Source organism: Nocardioides sp. LS1 (genome assembly GCF_003865225.1).
GTDB classification, from domain to species: Bacteria; Actinomycetota; Actinomycetes; order Propionibacteriales; family Nocardioidaceae; genus Nocardioides; species Nocardioides ginsengisegetis.
In genome coordinates, this window is record NZ_BIFF01000002.1 from 826,010 (window position 1) to 840,453 (window position 14,444).

At 73.2% G+C, this 14,444-nt stretch carries 16 protein-coding genes and 1 pseudogene; 3 read left to right on the forward strand and 14 right to left on the reverse strand.

Going from position 1 to position 14,444, the window contains the following annotated elements:
- The first annotated feature begins 20 nt into the window (after positions 1-20).
- The gene (locus EJF31_RS08840; RefSeq protein ID WP_125036707.1) at positions 21-1,289 is read left to right on the forward strand and encodes an SIR2 family protein; all 1,269 of its coding nucleotides are present in this window, start codon (positions 21-23) and stop codon (positions 1,287-1,289) included.
- Positions 1,290-1,302: 13 nt separating this feature from the next.
- Here EJF31_RS08840 and EJF31_RS08845 read toward each other — a convergent pair whose 3' ends face one another.
- The 11 genes and pseudogenes from EJF31_RS08845 to EJF31_RS08890 all read right to left on the reverse strand — a co-directional run bounded on the left by EJF31_RS08845 (position 1,303) and on the right by EJF31_RS08890 (position 11,005).
- Complete coding sequence (locus EJF31_RS08845; protein WP_185736180.1) at positions 1,303-1,869, reverse strand: TerD family protein; 567 nt, start codon at positions 1,867-1,869, stop codon at positions 1,303-1,305.
- A 186-nt stretch (positions 1,870-2,055) separates the two neighbouring features.
- Complete coding sequence (locus EJF31_RS08850; protein WP_125036709.1) at positions 2,056-3,291, reverse strand: HNH endonuclease signature motif containing protein; 1,236 nt, start codon at positions 3,289-3,291, stop codon at positions 2,056-2,058.
- 282 nt (positions 3,292-3,573) lie between these two features.
- The gene (locus EJF31_RS08855; RefSeq protein ID WP_125036710.1) at positions 3,574-4,236 is read right to left on the reverse strand and encodes a 3-oxoacid CoA-transferase subunit B; all 663 of its coding nucleotides are present in this window, start codon (positions 4,234-4,236) and stop codon (positions 3,574-3,576) included.
- Positions 4,233-4,892 (reverse strand): 3-oxoacid CoA-transferase subunit A, encoded by a 660-nt coding sequence (locus EJF31_RS08860; protein ID WP_125036711.1) that lies wholly within the window; start codon positions 4,890-4,892, stop codon positions 4,233-4,235. Before EJF31_RS08860 ends, EJF31_RS08855 begins: the two co-directional genes overlap by 4 nt.
- Complete coding sequence (locus EJF31_RS08865; protein WP_125036712.1) at positions 4,889-6,070, reverse strand: thiolase family protein; 1,182 nt, start codon at positions 6,068-6,070, stop codon at positions 4,889-4,891. The genes EJF31_RS08860 and EJF31_RS08865 overlap by 4 nt, the downstream gene beginning before the upstream one ends.
- A 14-nt stretch (positions 6,071-6,084) precedes the next feature.
- Positions 6,085-6,438, reverse strand: a complete 354-nt coding sequence (gene pcaC, locus EJF31_RS22530) for a 4-carboxymuconolactone decarboxylase (protein ID WP_373994716.1) — start codon at positions 6,436-6,438, stop codon at positions 6,085-6,087.
- A gap of 84 nt (positions 6,439-6,522) precedes the next feature.
- A pseudogene (locus tag EJF31_RS22535) lies at positions 6,523-7,263 on the reverse strand (alpha/beta fold hydrolase); the annotation flags it as partial.
- Positions 7,260-8,477 carry a lyase family protein gene (locus EJF31_RS08875; RefSeq protein ID WP_125036714.1) on the reverse strand — a complete coding sequence of 406 codons (1,218 nt, stop codon included), beginning with the start codon at positions 8,475-8,477 and terminating at the stop codon, positions 7,260-7,262. The gene EJF31_RS08875 and the pseudogene EJF31_RS22535, both read right to left, overlap by 4 nt.
- A 4-nt stretch (positions 8,478-8,481) precedes the next feature.
- Positions 8,482-9,033 carry a protocatechuate 3,4-dioxygenase subunit alpha gene (pcaG, locus tag EJF31_RS08880; RefSeq protein WP_125036715.1) on the reverse strand — a complete coding sequence of 184 codons (552 nt, stop codon included), beginning with the start codon at positions 9,031-9,033 and terminating at the stop codon, positions 8,482-8,484.
- Positions 9,030-9,800: a protocatechuate 3,4-dioxygenase subunit beta gene (gene pcaH, locus EJF31_RS08885; RefSeq protein WP_125036716.1), complete on the reverse strand. Its 771-nt coding sequence runs from the start codon at positions 9,798-9,800 to the stop codon at positions 9,030-9,032. Before pcaH ends, pcaG begins: the two co-directional genes overlap by 4 nt.
- On the reverse strand, positions 9,797-11,005 hold the full coding sequence (locus tag EJF31_RS08890; RefSeq protein WP_125036717.1) for a 4-hydroxybenzoate 3-monooxygenase: 1,209 nt from the start codon (positions 11,003-11,005) through the stop codon (positions 9,797-9,799). The genes pcaH and EJF31_RS08890 overlap by 4 nt, the downstream gene beginning before the upstream one ends.
- A gap of 80 nt (positions 11,006-11,085) precedes the next feature.
- Here EJF31_RS08890 and EJF31_RS08895 point away from each other — a divergent pair, with 80 nt between their 5' ends.
- Complete coding sequence (locus EJF31_RS08895; RefSeq protein WP_125036718.1) at positions 11,086-11,859, forward strand: IclR family transcriptional regulator; 774 nt, start codon at positions 11,086-11,088, stop codon at positions 11,857-11,859.
- Here the strand turns inward: EJF31_RS08895 and EJF31_RS08900 are convergent.
- Positions 11,847-12,932 (reverse strand): amidohydrolase family protein, encoded by a 1,086-nt coding sequence (locus EJF31_RS08900; RefSeq protein WP_125036719.1) that lies wholly within the window; start codon positions 12,930-12,932, stop codon positions 11,847-11,849. The genes EJF31_RS08895 and EJF31_RS08900 overlap by 13 nt on opposite strands.
- A 194-nt stretch (positions 12,933-13,126) precedes the next feature.
- On the opposite strand from EJF31_RS08900, the gene EJF31_RS08905 reads away from it, so the two are divergent.
- Positions 13,127-13,771, forward strand: coding sequence for a hypothetical protein (locus EJF31_RS08905; protein ID WP_125036720.1), 645 nt, complete (start codon positions 13,127-13,129; stop codon positions 13,769-13,771).
- A 22-nt stretch (positions 13,772-13,793) separates the two neighbouring features.
- Here the strand turns inward: EJF31_RS08905 and EJF31_RS08910 are convergent, their stop codons facing one another.
- Complete coding sequence (locus EJF31_RS08910) at positions 13,794-14,090, reverse strand: DUF5994 family protein (RefSeq protein WP_125036721.1); 297 nt, start codon at positions 14,088-14,090, stop codon at positions 13,794-13,796.
- The gene (locus tag EJF31_RS22540; RefSeq protein ID WP_221767507.1) at positions 14,032-14,313 is read right to left on the reverse strand and encodes a DUF5994 family protein; all 282 of its coding nucleotides are present in this window, start codon (positions 14,311-14,313) and stop codon (positions 14,032-14,034) included. Before EJF31_RS22540 ends, EJF31_RS08910 begins: the two co-directional genes overlap by 59 nt.
- Positions 14,314-14,444: the final 131 nt, after the last annotated feature.

Here is a 14,444-nt window from a genome sequence, read left to right on the forward strand (position 1 = left end):
AGGACACTAGGGTCCTGCGGGTGGACGACTCGATCCCGCAACACCTGGTCAGCCAGATCATCGAGGGGCGCTGCGTCGCCTTCGTCGGCGCCGGCTTCGCCGCCCCGGCCGTCCCTGCGTGGAAGATGCTCCTGCGCGGGCTCGGGCAGCGCGCGCAGCTCGACGACGCGACGGCGGCCTGGCTGACCAGCCTCGTGGACAACGGCGGCTCCCGCGACCTCGAGGCCGCCGCCCAGATCCTGCACACCGCGATGGGCGACGGCTTCGACCCGGCGCTGGCCGAGGTGCTGGCCGAGGACGGCCACCCGGAGGCGATCGCCGAGCGCCGTCAGCTGCTCGCCGGCATCCCGTTCGACGCGATCATGACCACCAACTTCGACCCGTTCCTGGTCGGCGACGTCCCCGGGCCGGACGCCTACCAGCGGATCCTGCGCGACCCGCCGCACCGCTGGTGGGAGCCGCGGTACTGGAGCGACGACGCCCCAGGTGCCCCGGTCGTGAAGCTCCACGGCGAGGTGGGGCCGGTCGGCGACAGCGTGGTGTTCACCCAGCGCGACTACCGCGAGCGGCTCTACAGCAGCCCGGCGTACATGACCTTCCTGCGCTCGCTCTTCGCCACCAACACGATCCTGTTCCTCGGCGTCTCGTTCACCGACGCCTACCTCAACGAGCTCCGCTCCGAGGTCCTGGCGATGATCGACCAGCGGGACGAGGACCCGCCGGTCGCGTACGCCGTCCTCCCGGACGTGGCCGAGCACCAGGCCCGCTACCTGCACAGCCACGAGGGGCTCGGGGCGATCTCCTTCGACACCGCCGGGGGCACCGACTGGGGCGGCTTCGACCGCGTGCTGCGGGCCATCCACGACGCCACGAACCCCCGGGCCCAGATCGGTGCCGCGCTCGACGGGCGGACCGTCCTGTGGGTCGACTCGTCGCCGGAGGACACCGCCTACGGTCGCCGGGTGCTCGCCGACGCCGCCGCGGACTCGGGCGGGCGCAGCCGGATGGTGCAGGTCGGGTCGGCGACCGAGGCGGCCGCCTGGCTGCGCGACCACGACGCGGACCTCGTCATCGCCGACTGGGCCGCCGGCTGCGACGGGCTGCCCGTCGCCGAGACCCTGCTGCGCACGATGCGCGCCGAGGACGCCCGCGCCATCGTCGTCGTACTCGCCCAGGAGCCGGTGAGCGCCGAGGACCGGCACCGCGCGCTCGCGCTGGGCGCCACGGAGGTCGCGCACGGGTGGGGCGAGCTGTTCCGCGAGCTGGCTCGCGTCTACGCCCCGGTCTGATTTCCCCGGGTCGTCACAGGAAGCGCTGGAGGGCCGCCACCGACTCCGTCGGGACCTTGACCGCGATGCCCTCACCGATCGCGCGCAGTCGCCACCCGTCGCCGTCACGGAAGAGCTTGGCCATCGCGAGGCCGGTCTGCGGCACCCCACCGGTCAGCGTGAACCGCACCAGCTCGACGTCCTGGTCGTCGACCAGCCGGCAGTAGGCGTGGTTGATCCACTCCAGCGTGTGGCCCTGGTAGCTGCTGACCAGGAAGACCAGGGTGTCCGCCTTCGCGTAGACCCGCCCGAGGTCGATGTCGATGACCTCGTCGTCGCCCTCGCCGCGCCCCGTCTTGTTGTCCCCGCGGTGCACCACGGACCCGTCCCCGGTCGCCAGGTTGTTGTAGAACGCGAGGTCGAACAGCTTCCCCTCCGCGAACTCCACCACCGACGCGTCGAGGTCCACCTCCGGCGCCCCGGTCCCGATGAACCCCGCCGTCCGCTCCTTGTCCCAGCCCACGCCGAGGCGCAGCCGGGTGAGCGGAGCCCCGTCCGCAGTGGTCAGCGCCAGCTCCTGGCCCTTGGCGAGCTCGATCACGTGGTCCTCCCGTCGTTGGTGTCTCGAACGTACCCGTCGGGTGCAGGTGGCCGCGCCTACGGCGCGGTTCAGAGAATGACGTGGTCACCGCAGGGTTCACACGGGGTGCCTCCGGGCCCTGCTTGCCGGCTTTCGGTCGCCTGGCTCGACCGTCGTGATCAAGGCTCACAGATGGATCGTGCCGGCCTATGTGCGCCTGGTGAAGGCGACCTTCCCGCCGGTCTGTGTGGTCATCGTGAACTTCGGGTCGTGTGCCCGGGCGTGGTGGTGCGGACAGAGCAACATGCCGTCCTTGTTCGTCTCGCCGCCCAGGCTCCACGGGATCGGGTGGTGCCCGTGAGACAGACCCGGCGGCCAGTCACACCCCTCGGCGTTGCAGCCGCCCTGCTCGATGGCCATCGCGATCCGCTGGGACTCGCTGTGGAACCGGCGCTTGCGGCCCAGGTCCAGGACCTGGGACTTCCCACCCAGGACGGCGGGGATGATCCCCGCCTCACAGGCCAGCCGGCGGGCCTGGCCGGCGGTGATCCGCTCACCGGTGTCCAGCGAGGCCGCCTTCAGGCCGCCCATCAGGGTCGAGATGTCCATCGTCACCACGACCGTGGCGTTGACACCGCCGGCCTTGGGGAGGCGCTTGACCGGGTAGCGCTCGATCAGCTCGACGAACGCCTGCCCCATCCGCTCCGCCGACGGCCGACGCTCACCCAGCCCACCCTCGACCGCGGCCCGGTGCTTGGGGGCGGCGAACGCCAGCAGCGCCTTCTTCAACATCGCCGCCTGCGCGGACGGGAGGGTGAACCGGCCGTACACCTTGCCGTGCCCGTCATCGGTCATGGTCAGCTTCGTGGATCGGGCGGCGTCGCGCTCTTCGCGCTCGAGCTGCTTGGCCTCGTGTGCCTCGGCCGCCTCGGGGTCGAGGAACTCCAGGATCCGCCGGCCCAGCACCTTCAACGCCTTCGCGTCGTGGTCCGCGGCGAACTTGATCAACATCGCTTCGGCCCCGTCGTGGTGCTCGGCCGGGAGGACCTCGACGGCGTCCACGATCACCCGGGCCTGCTCCACGAGAACCTGACCGGCCGCGACCGCCGTACGGAGTGCGGGCCTTGTGGCCAGCGCGACGGCGAGCCGCATCTTCCCGTGCGCAGACGTCCGGGTCTGATGAGTCGCGTGCGCCCAGAAGTTGGTGGTCGACGAGGCCCCCACGGACTCACCGACCCCGACGGCCTTGGCGTGCTCGGCCACCCGCATCTCGAGCTCGGCGAGCTGGGCGGACAGCCGCGTCACCGCGGTCAGCGTCGCGGCGGACTCGTCCGCATCCATCGACCAGAGCGCCACATTCGAGAGCTCAGAAAGCTGCGACTTCATGGTCTCGACAGCGCGCGACACCCGGTGTCGAGGCGGCTGGGTGACCATCGCTGTCATGGGTCAATTCCAGCAGGGACCACCGACAAAACCGCAGGCCAGAGCCCCTATTGGGGCCGAGAAAGGTAAAGAATGAAGAGAATCTTGAAACGTCGATCGAGCGGTCGAGCGAAGAAGCCGAAAAGAGGGAAGCAGGGTCCGGAGGCACCTCGTGCGAACCCTGCGGTGACCACCCAAATTCTAGAAATACGCGCCGAAGGCGCGAGGTCCCGCAGCCAACGGACGGCGATCAAGGCCCCACGTTCGTCACCAGGTTTCGAGACGCTCGCTGGCGCTCGCTCCTCAACCACCGAGGGTGAGGGGGACGTCGAGGCGGGAGGCGAGGTCGTCGTACGAGATCCCGAAGGTCTCGAGCACCGTGACCTCCCCGGACGACGAGAGCTGGAAGGTCGCGACGTCGGTGTAGACGCGGTCGACGCAGCCGACCCCGGTGAGGGGGTAGGTGCAGGAAGGCACGAGCTTGGGGGTGCCGTCCTTGGCGAAGAGGGTCATCATCACGAAGACCTTCTTGGCGCCGATCGCCAGGTCCATGGCGCCGCCGACGGCCGGGATGGCGTCGGGGGCGCCGGTGTGCCAGTTGGCGAGGTCGCCGGAGGCGGAGACCTGGAAGGCGCCGAGGACGCACACGTCGAGGTGGCCGCCGCGCATCATGGCGAAGGAGTCGGCGTGGTGGAAGTACGACGCCCCCGGCAGCTCGGTGACCGGGATCTTGCCGGCGTTGGTGAGGTCGGTGTCGATCTCGTCGCCAACGGCAGCCGGCCCCATGCCGAGCATGCCGTTCTCGGTGTGGAGCACGACGCCGGAGTCGGCGGCGAGGTGGTCGGCGACCAGCGTGGGCTGGCCGATGCCGAGGTTCACGAACGAGCCGGCGGGGATGTCGGCCGCGATCCGGGCTGCGATCTCGTCCTTGGTCAGCGGAGCCGTGGTCACTGGAGAAGCGCTCATGCGGGGCACACCACCCGGTCGACGTAGATGGAGGGGGTCACGATCACTTCCGGGTCGAGGCCGCCGACGTCGACGACCCGCGAGACCTGCGCGATCGTCGTGGTCGCGGCCGTGGCCATGACGGGCCCGAAGTTGCGGGCGGTCTTGCGGTAGACGAGGTTGCCCATCCGGTCGGCGACGTGGGCGCCGATGAGGGCGACGTCGCCGCGGATGGGGTACTCCAGGACGTAGGTGCGGCCGTCTATCTCGCGGACCTCCTTGCCCTCGGCGAGCGGGGTACCAACGCCGGTCGGGCAGAAGAACGCCCCGATCCCGGCGCCCGCGGCGCGCATCCGCTCGGCGAGGTTGCCCTGGGGCACGACCTCGAGCTCGATGTCGCCGGCGCGGTAGAGCCCGTCGAAGACCCAGGAGTCGGACTGCCGCGGGAACGAGCAGACCATCTTGCGGACCCGCTTGGCGGCGAGCAGCGCGGCCAGGCCGGTCTCGCCGTTGCCGGCGTTGTTGGAGACGACGGTCAGGTCGGTGGCGCCCTGCCGGATCAGCGCGTCGATCAGCTCGACGGGCATGCCGGCCATGCCGAAGCCGCCCACCAGCACGGTCGAGCCGTCGGCGACGTCCGCAACGGCTTCGTCGTACGACGTGTGGAGGGTCGTCATGCCACGTTCTCCAGCACCACGGCCAGCGCCTGGCCGACCCCGATGCAGATCGCCGCGACGCCCCAGCGGTCCCCGGACTCCTGCAGCCGTGCGGCGAGCGTGCCGAGGATGCGCGCGCCGGAGGCACCCAGCGGGTGGCCGATCGCGATCGCGCCGCCCTTGGCGTTGACGATCTCGGGGTCGATCCCCCAGGCGTCGACGCAAGCGAGCGACTGCACGGCGAAGGCCTCGTTGAGCTCGACGGCGGACACGTCCGCCCAGGTGATCCCGGCCCGGGCGAGGGCGCGGTCGGCGGCCTCGACGGGCGCGAACCCGAACAGCTGCGGCTCCAGCGCCGACACCCCGCGCCCGGCGATCCGGGCGAGCGGGGACAGCCCGATCCGCGACGACGCGGCCTCCGAACCGATCACGAGCGCCGAGGCCCCGTCGTTGAGGGGCGAGGCGTTGCCGGCCGTGATGGTGCCGTCAGGGCGGAACGACGGCTTGAGCCCGGCGAGCGTCTCGGGCGTCGTCCCGGGTCGGATGCTCTCGTCGCGGGCGAGGTCCGCGCCGGGCACCGGCACCACGAGCGCGTCGTAGAACCCCGCCGACCAGGCCTCGTCGGCGAGCCGGTGCGAGCGGCCGGCGAAGGCGTCCTGGCGCTCGCGGGAGATCGAGAACTTCTCCTGCAGCTGCTCGTTGGCCTCGCCCAGCGAGACGGTCCACTCAGCCGGCATCCGCTCGTTGACCAACCGCCATCCGAGAGTGGTCGACACGGCCGTCATGTTGCCGGCGGGGTAGGCGCGAGACGGCTTCGGCAGCACCCAGGGCGCACGGGTCATCGACTCGACGCCACCCGCGATCACGACGTCGGCGTCGCCGGACTCGATCGTGCGCGAGGCCAGGATCGCGGCATCCAGCGACGAACCGCAGAGCCGGTTGACGGTCGTGGCCGGGACGGAGACGGGCAGGCCGGCCAGCAGCACGGCCATCCGGCCGACGTTGCGGTTGTCCTCACCGGCCCCGTTGGCGTTGCCCCACACGACGTCGCCGATCGTGGCGGGGTCGAGGCCCGGCGCCTTGGCGAGCACCCCCGAGAGCGCCACGGCGGCGAGGTCGTCGGGACGTACGTCGGCGAGCGCGCCGCCGAACCTCCCGAAGGGCGTGCGGGCGGCGGCGTACAGGTAGGACTCGGTCATCAAGCTCTCCGGGGTCAGGCGTCGCCGAGCTCGGCCAGCACCTGCTGGGCGATCCGGAACGCGGTGTTGGCGTCGGGCACTCCGCAGTAGATGGCGGTCTGCAGGAGCACCTCCTTGATCTCCTCCACGCTCAGCCCGTTGGTGCGGGCGGCGCGGACGTGCATGGCGAGCTCCTCGTGGTGGCCGCGGGCGACCAGCGCGGTGAGCGTGACGATCGAGCGGGCGCGGCGGTCGAGGCTGGGACGGGTCCACACCCCGCCCCAGGCGTACTCGGTGATGAACTCCTGGAAGTCGCGCGTGAAGTCGGTCGCGGCGGCGGTCGCCCGGTCGACGTGGGCGTCGCCGAGGACCTCGCGGCGGACGGCCATCCCCTGCTCGCGGACCTGGCCGACGGTCAGGTCGTCCCGCTCCGGCTCGCCGTGCGCATGGCCGCGGATCAGCCGCGCCACGACCTCGGGAGCCTCGGCCGGCGCGAGGTGGGCGACGCCGTCGAGCACCACGAGGCGGCCGTCGGCGACCCCGTCGGCGATCTCGGCGAGCCCGGCGGTCGGGGTGGCGACGTCCTCGGCGCCGGCCACGGCGAGGACCGGGACCTTGATCTCCCCCAGCCGGTCGCGTACGTCGAACGCCGCCAGCGCGCGGCACACCGCGACGTACCCGTCGTCGCGGGCGTCGGCCAGCGAGTGCAGCAGCGCGGAGCCACGGTCGGGCTCGCGGTCGAGGAAGCCGGGGCCGAACCAGCGCTGGGCCGACGCGCTCACCACGGCCGGGGTGCCGGACGTGCCGACGAGCTCGGCGCGCTCGGTCCACGACTCGGCCGTGCCGATCCGGGCGCCGGTGCACAGCAGGGTGGCCGAGGCGACCCGGTGGGGCGCGTCGAGCAGCAACTGGAGGCCGACCGCGCCGCCGACGGAGTCGCCGGCGTAGTGGAACGAGACCGGCGTGAAGCTCTCGACCATCGTGTCGACGAGGTCGAGCACGTCGGCGGCCAGGCTGGCGATCGTGACCGGGTCCTCGACCGGGGTGCGGTTGCTGCCGTGGCCGGGCAGGTCCCACGCCACGACCTGGAAGTCCTGCGCCAGGTGACGGGCCGCGTCGGACCAGAGGGCCGTGGCGGACGTGCCGAGCGAGGGCCCGAGCAGCAGCAGCGGCAGGTCGGGGCGCCCTCCGAGGCGGACGGCGGTGACGGTCACGGGTGTTCTCCTTGGTCGTTCCGGTCGTGGGTCCGGTCGAGGGTCGCGTAGGCGCGGGCCAGCACCGCGTCGACCAGGTCGTCGGTGAGCCCGAGGTAGCTCTCGGCCGGCTCGCGGTCGACGAGCGCGGCCATGGTGCGCTGCTCGGCCAGCATGTCGGACCGGGCGGCCTTCAGGGTGTCCCACATCCGGTCACCGCGGACCCGCAGCCCCGCGAGGAGGTCCGAGGTCTGCCCTCCGGCCACGGCGGTACGACGGAGCAGGGTCGCCAGGGTCTCCCACTCGGCGTGCCAGGCACCGTCGGCCCGCTCATCGACCTGCTGGGCGGCGGCGAGGTGCAGCGTGGCGGCCAGCTGCGGGGTCGTGAGGGCCGCCCGGCGGACCAGGGTCGAGAGCACCGGGTTGGCCTTGTGCGGCATCGTCGACGACCCGCCACCGGCGCCCTCGGCGAGCTCGCCGATCTCCGGGCGCGCGAGGACCAGGACGTCGCCGGCGATCCGGCCCCAGGCATCGGTGCACCGCACGGCGGCGTCGCCGATCCGGGTCACCGCCGTCCGCGTGGTGTGCCAGGGCGGCGACGGGGCGAGCCCGAGGGTGCGGGCGGTCTCGGCCACGCAGGCACGGGCAGCCTCCGGTCCCCCGAGCTCGACCAGGGCCGCGTGCGTGCCGGCGGCTCCCCCGAGCTGCAGGGGGTAGGCGAGCGCGGCGACGTCGTCGTACGCGTCGAGGACGGAGGTCAGCCAGACCGCGGCCTTGAGCCCGAACGTCGTCGGCACGGCGTGCTGGGTCAGGGTGCGAGCCACCATGGGGGTCGGCCGGTGCTCGTCGACGAGGTAGACGAGGGTCTGCGCCTGGGCCCGCAGCTGGTCCGTGACACGGCCCAGGGCCCGCCGCGCGGCGAGCACCAGCGCGCTGTCCACGACGTCCTGGCTGGTCAGCCCGCGGTGCACCCAGGTGCTCCCGGAGCGGTCGCGCAGCAGCGCGACGAGCGGGATCACCGGGTTGCCGCCGGCCTCCGCGGCCGCGGCGATCGCGGGGAGGTCGTCGGCGGTGACGAGGCCGCGCAGGTCGGCCTTCGCCGACGCCGGCGCGATGCCCGTCTCGACCAGCGCGGACAACCACGCCTGCTCGACCTCGACCATCGCGGCCAGCACGTCCACGTCCGACATCAGGTCACCGGCGCGGTCGTCGCCGGGCCACAGGAGCGCGCTCACGTCCTCAGTGTCCCGGATAGGTGAGGAAGACGGTCTCGCCCTCGCCCTGGAGCCGCACGTCGAACCGGTAGCCCTGCTCGTCGGCCGCGCACACGAGCGTGGCCCGCCGGTCGGGGTCGACCCCGTCGAGGACCGGGTCGCTCGCCCCGTCGGCCAGCGGCAGGTAGGCGCGCGTGAACAGCCGGTTGAGCAGCCCGCGGGCGAACACCGTCACCGCGAAGTACGCCGGCCTCCCCGGCGCCATCGGGCCGGGCGGCAGGGTCGTGAACGTGTAGCCGCCGAGCCGGTCGCTGCTGGACCGGCCGAAGCCGGTGAACGTGTGGCCGTCGCGGCGGATCGAGCCCTGCGCCTGCACGACCCGGCCCTCGGGGTCCGGCTGCCAGATCTCGACGAGCGCGTCGGGGACCGGGTTGCCGGCGCCGTCGTACACCGTGCCGTGGAGGCGGACCGAGCCCGGCGAGCCCGGCGGGACCAGGTCGCGGTCGCCCGGGTAGGGCAGCGCGTAGTGGAAGAACGGGCCGACCGTCTGGCCCGGTGTCGGGACGAGCGTGCTCATGCGTGGTCCCCCTCGGGCTCCATCAGCGTGCGGTGGCTGCCGGTCAGCACGATGTCCCAGCGGTAGCCGGTCGCCCACTCGGGCGTCGTCAGGTCGTGGTCGTAGGTCGCGACGAGCCGGGCGCGGGCGGCCGGGTCGACGATCGCCTGGTAGATCGGGTCGAGCGCGAAGAGCGGGTCGCCCGGGAAGTACATCTGGGTGACCATCCGCTGGGTGAACTCCGTGCCGAACAGCGAGAAGTGGATGTGCGCGGGGCGCCACGCGTTGCGGTGGTTGCGCCACGGGTAGGGCCCCGGCTTGATCGTGGTGAACGCGTAGGTGCCGTCGGCGTCGGTGAGGCAGCGTCCGACGCCGGTGAAGTTCGGGTCGAGCGGGGCCGGGTGCTGGTCCCGCTTGTGGACGTAGCGCCCGCCGGCGTTGGCCTGCCAGATCTCGACGAGCTGGCCGCGCACCGGCCGTCCCTCGCCGTCGACGACCCGGCCGGTGACCAGCATCCGCTCCCCGACCGGCTCGCCGCCGTGCTGGATGGTCAGGTCGGCCTCGAGCGGGTCGATGTCGCGCTCGCCGAAGACCGGCGCCCACAGCTCGATCCCCTCGGGGTCGGCGTGGTGCAGGTCCTTGGTGGGGTGCCGCAGCAGGCTCGAGCGGTAGGGCGGGTAGTCGAGCCGCGGCTGGGTCTCCTCGATCCCGGCGGCCTCGTGGGCCTTCGCGATCGCGGCGATCTCGTCGCTGATCGTCGCCTGGGTCTCCGGCTCGGGTGCGGTCATCGGGTGCTCCTGGCGGTCGTGGCGGGCCAGCCGGTGTAGGCCTCGGCGAGGTACGTCGATCCCGCCTCGGACCCGGTGACGAGGGCGAGCTCGCCGAGCTGGCGGCGTACGTCGAAGGGGGTGGCGTCGGGCAGGGCGTGCAGCATCGTGGTCATCCAGTAGGAGAAGTGCTGGGCCTTCCAGACCCGGCCGAGGGCGCGGGTCGTGTAGTCGTCGAGCGTCGAAGCGTCGTCCTTGCGGATCGCCCGCTCGAGCTCCTCGGCCAGCACCCGCACGTCGGCGAGCGCGAGGTTGAGGCCCTTGGCGCCGGTCGGCGGCACCGTGTGGGCGGCGTCGCCGGCGAGCAGCAGGTTGCCGTGCCGCATCGGCTCCTGGACGAAGCTGCGGAAGGGGAGCACGGACTTCGACGTGATCGGCCCCTCCCGGAGCGTGTAGCCGTTGGCGCCGACGCGGGCGCCGAGCTCCTCCCAGATCCGGTCGTCGGACCAGTCGGCGACGTCGGTGGCGGGATCGCACTGGAAGTACATCCGCTGCAGGGTGTCGGTGCGCTGGCTGAGCAGCGCGAAGCCGCGCTCGGAGTGGTTGTAGACGAGCTCGGGGGCGCTCGGCGGCGCCTCGACGAGGATCCCGAACCACGCGAAGGGGTACTCCCGGAAGAACTGGCGGCGGCTGTCCTCGGGGACCATCCGCCGGCACAGGCTCCGCGAGCCGTCGGCGCCGACGAGGTAGTCGCAGCGCACCTCCTGGGCCACCCCGTCCGCGTCGGTGAACGTGATGCCGGGCTGCGGTCCGGTGAGGTCGTGCACCGCGACGTCGGTGACGCCGAACCGTACGTCGCCCCCGTCGCGCTCCCGTGCGTCAGCGAGGTCGATGAAGACGTCGGTCTGGGGGTAGAGCTGCGCGCTCGCCCCGACCAGGCCGCGGAAGTCGATCCGGTGCCCGGCGCCGCCGAAGGCCAGCTCGATGCCCTCGTGCTCGTAGCCGTCGCGCAGCACCCGGTCGGAGACACCGGTGTCGACGAGCAGCCGGACGCTGTCCTGCTCGAGGATGCCCGCGCGGTGGGTCTCCTCGATCTCGCGGCGGCTGCGCAGGTCGACGGCGACGGAGTCGATGCCGGCGAGCGCGAGCAGGTGGGCCAGCATCAGGCCGGCGGGGCCAGCGCCGACGATGCCGACGGTGGTGCGGGTGCGGACGGGGCTGGTCATGGGGAGAGTCTGCGACCCGGGTGGCGGTCGTCACCACGCCTGACTTCCGCTGAGCGGAAGTCGCGGGCAGACTGTCACCCATGGCAGGCAACACCGCGCGGCCCGGCACCAGCGTCACCAGCCGCTCCCTGTCCCTGCTCGGCGCCTTCGACGACGAGCACCGGCGGCTCACCCTCACCGAGCTCGCCGCCCGGGCGGACCTGCCGCTCCCGACCGCGCACCGGCTCGTCGGCGAGCTGGTCGAGTGGGGCGCGCTCTCCCGGACCCGGGACGGCCACTACGTCGTGGGCCGCCGGTTGTGGGACCTCGGCCTGCTCGCACCCGTGCAGACCGGCCTGCGCGAGCTGGCCTCGCCCCACCTCCACGACCTGTACGGCGCCACGCTGGCCACCGTGCACCTCGCGGTCCGCGACGGGCTCGAGGTGCTCTACCTCGACCGGCTGCGGGGCAACACCTCCGTGCCGATCGTCAGCACCGTCGGGTCCCGGCTGCCCCTGCACGCCACGGCGGTCGGCAAGGTCCTGCTCGCGCACGCCCCGCCGGAGGTGCAGCAGGAGGTCCTGGGCAACCTGACCCGCATCACGGCGTACACGATCACCCAGCCGGGCACCCTCCAGCGCCAGCTGGCGCGGGTGCTGCGCGACGACCACGCCACGACGGTCGAGGAGATGAGCCCGGGCGCCTGCTCGGTGGCCGTCCCGATCCGCAGCGGCACCCGCGTCGTGGCCGCCCTCGGCATGGTCGTGCCCTCGCTGAAGAACGACCGGCCGCGGCTGGTCGCCGCCCTCCAGGTCGCGGCGCGCGGGATCGGCCGGCGGCTCCCGGCGGAGGTGTCGGAGCCTCAGAGCCGGTAGAGACGCTCGGCGTTCTCGTGGCCGATGAGGTGCAGGACGCGCAGCGCGTCGTCGGCCGACCACTCGTCCTCGCCGACCCAGGCGCCGAGCACCTGCGCCATCGCGCGCCGCCAGCGCAGGGCACCGAGCAGGTGCAGCTCGGCCGGCCCCCAGGCGTCGGAGGAGTAGAGCTGCTTGGTGAACGGCGCGAGCTCCAGCGACTCGGCCACCACCTGACGGGCCTGACTGCCGACCTGGGCCAAGCCCGCCCCGACGTCGACGTGGACGTGCGCGAAGACCCGGGCCAGGTAGCCCGCCTCCCGGTGGAACGGGTAGCCGTGGAGCAGCACGACCGGCACCCCGCTCGCCTCGGTGGCCCGCAGCCAGCCGCTCAGCAGCAGCGGGTTGGCGTGCGGCAGGTCCAGGTCGGCGTCGCCGTGGCCGCACTGCACCTGCACGGGCAGGCCCAGGTCGATCGCGCACCACAGCAGGTGCCGCTCGAGCACCGGGTCGGCCACCTGCTCCTCCCCGGCCTGCAGCATGCGGTCCGCCGCCTGCCGCACCGCGTCCTCGCTCGGCCGCCCGGGGTCGAGGTCGAAGCCGCACCGGTGGGCCAGGGCGCCGACGGTCGCCTTCGCGTCGCGGGTCGCGGCGTGCAGCGCGGCGGGGAAGGCCGCGACGAACGCGACCGGGTCGTCGGTGCGACGCAGGAGGTACGCCGCGAGGCTCTCCAGCCGCACGACCTCGTGCACCGCGGCGCCGGAGGCCGCGGCATGCTCCGCGGGCGCGAGCACCGAGCCCACGTCGTACCCCGTGTCGAGGAGGTACGTCGACACCGCGGCCGCCCCGAGCAGCCGGCGGTTGACCTCGGGCTCACCCAGGGCGCCGCGGGCGGACCAGTACTCCTCGGCCGTCGCGTGCTCGTCGAGTCCCAGGGCCGGAGCACACCACCGCCGGACCGAGAAGCCGAGCTGCGAGTCGAGGGGGCTGCCGCCGAGCATCGCCTCGAAGGCGGAGCGGCGCTTGGGGGCGGCGCGCAGCGCGCCGTGGGCATGGTGGTCGACGAGGCGCACCGCGTCGGTCGCCACCTCCATGCAGCCTCCCCGGACCGGGCGTCGGGCGAGCTCCGAGCACCGCCACCACGGAGGATCGCGGCTCCACCGCACGGAAACGGCGCGGTCGGACCGCCGGTCCCCACAGTTGGGGATTGAACCCGGCCCCGGGACCGCTTCGATGGGACGAGAGCCACCTGGCGCATCCGGCGCCGCGGCTCGGGAGGCACCCACGCATGTCCGCGTCGCCGCTGCTCCGGTTCGGCCCGCTCGACCTGGTGCGGGTCCAGGTGGGCTACCGGACGCGGCCCGGCAGCGCGGCGGACCTGCAGTTCCTGCTCGACCTCCCCGTGCCCGAGGCCGACGGCCACGGCGGCCGCCTCCTCGACGAGCAGGGCCTCCTCGCCGGTCTCGAGCCGGTCCTCTTCCTCGACGCCGCGACGCCGCGGCACTACTCGCTGCACGAGCACCGCTGGCACACGAGCTGGGGCGCGAGCCCCGGTGTGCTGGAGATCGGCGTCCTCGTCACCACCGGGACCGGCGCGGCCGCGATCGAGCAGGTCGCCACCGACGTGGTCATCCGCGCCTTCCACGGCCTCCTCGCCGCGACCGGCACGCCCGACTCCGCCCCCATCCCCCGCGACGCCGCCATCCTGCGGGCCCGCCGGGGCGCCGCGACGGCCTTCGGGCTCGACGCCGACTCCCTCTCGCTCAGCGCCGAGCAGCACGACCACGGCCGCAACGCCTGGTCGGTCGCGCTCCGCACGCTCCCGGGAGCCGAGGTCGACGTCGTGGTCGGCCTCGTCGACGGGTACTCCGGCTCCCTCCGCCTCCGCCACGTCGGCCACCTCGAGGTGCACGACTCGGTCGGCGCAGAGTGATCGCCCTCGAGCGGGACCGGGCTCAGTCGGTCGGCGCCACCGGCCCGTAGCCGCCGCCGTCGTCGTCCCAGACCTGGCTGCCCCGGTCCTCGCGACCGGCGCGCGCGATGCCGAGGAGATCGGCAGCGGCGCGGTGGCCGTGCTCGTTCGCGGAGCGGGTCATGAGCTCCCGGGCGCGTTCGGGCGGGGTGTCGTCCGGCACGACCAGCAGGCGCAGACGCCGCCCCGAGGACATCTTCAGGACCATCAGGTGCGTGTCGTCACTCGGGAACGAGCCCACCTTGATGGGGCCGCGAGCGGTCGGGACCTTGCGTGGCACGGGGCTTCCCGCGGGGCCGAGGTCCCAGTCCGGCCCGGGAGAACAGGAGCCGGTCGATCCGACCGCTGAGGAGCGGGAAGTGGTCGACCAGATCGGCGACCTCGACGTGCAGGTCACGCGAGTGCGGCCACCACGCCCCGTCGATGGGACTGGAGCCCGAGTGGTCCTGGAGTTGGAGGCGCAACGCGGCGTGCGGCGCCGGGACGGTCGGTGACGTCGTCATGACGTCCACCCTTCGTCTGCCCTTGGGAGCTCAGCGAGCTCGCCCTCGACAGGTGGTTGTCCCCAGCCTACGCCGACCCCGGTGATCCCCCTGGACGACGAACCGCCCCTCTCCTGCTGGGCGCAGGCGAG

What these genes read in the sequence shown, in the direction of transcription:
- pcaH (WP_125036716.1), bottom strand. Translation starts at nt 9,800, where the DNA reads ATGACCGCACCCGAGCCGGAGACCCAGGCGACGATCAGCGACGAGATC.
- EJF31_RS08860 (WP_125036711.1), bottom strand. Translation starts at nt 4,892, where the DNA reads ATGACGACCCTCCACACGTCGTACGACGAAGCCGTTGCGGACGTCGCC.
- EJF31_RS08895 (WP_125036718.1), top strand. Translation starts at nt 11,086, where the DNA reads ATGGCAGGCAACACCGCGCGGCCCGGCACCAGCGTCACCAGCCGCTCC.
- EJF31_RS08900 (WP_125036719.1), bottom strand. Translation starts at nt 12,932, where the DNA reads ATGGAGGTGGCGACCGACGCGGTGCGCCTCGTCGACCACCATGCCCAC.
- EJF31_RS08855 (WP_125036710.1), bottom strand. Translation starts at nt 4,236, where the DNA reads ATGAGCGCTTCTCCAGTGACCACGGCTCCGCTGACCAAGGACGAGATC.
- EJF31_RS08865 (WP_125036712.1), bottom strand. Translation starts at nt 6,070, where the DNA reads ATGACCGAGTCCTACCTGTACGCCGCCGCCCGCACGCCCTTCGGGAGG.
- pcaG (WP_125036715.1), bottom strand. Translation starts at nt 9,033, where the DNA reads ATGAGCACGCTCGTCCCGACACCGGGCCAGACGGTCGGCCCGTTCTTC.
- EJF31_RS08850 (WP_125036709.1), bottom strand. Translation starts at nt 3,291, where the DNA reads ATGACAGCGATGGTCACCCAGCCGCCTCGACACCGGGTGTCGCGCGCT.
- EJF31_RS22540 (WP_221767507.1), bottom strand. Translation starts at nt 14,313, where the DNA reads ATGACGACGTCACCGACCGTCCCGGCGCCGCACGCCGCGTTGCGCCTC.
- pcaC (WP_373994716.1), bottom strand. Translation starts at nt 6,438, where the DNA reads ATGGCCGTCCGCCGCGAGGTCCTCGGCGACGCCCACGTCGACCGGGCG.
- EJF31_RS08905 (WP_125036720.1), top strand. Translation starts at nt 13,127, where the DNA reads ATGTCCGCGTCGCCGCTGCTCCGGTTCGGCCCGCTCGACCTGGTGCGG.
- EJF31_RS08890 (WP_125036717.1), bottom strand. Translation starts at nt 11,005, where the DNA reads ATGACCAGCCCCGTCCGCACCCGCACCACCGTCGGCATCGTCGGCGCT.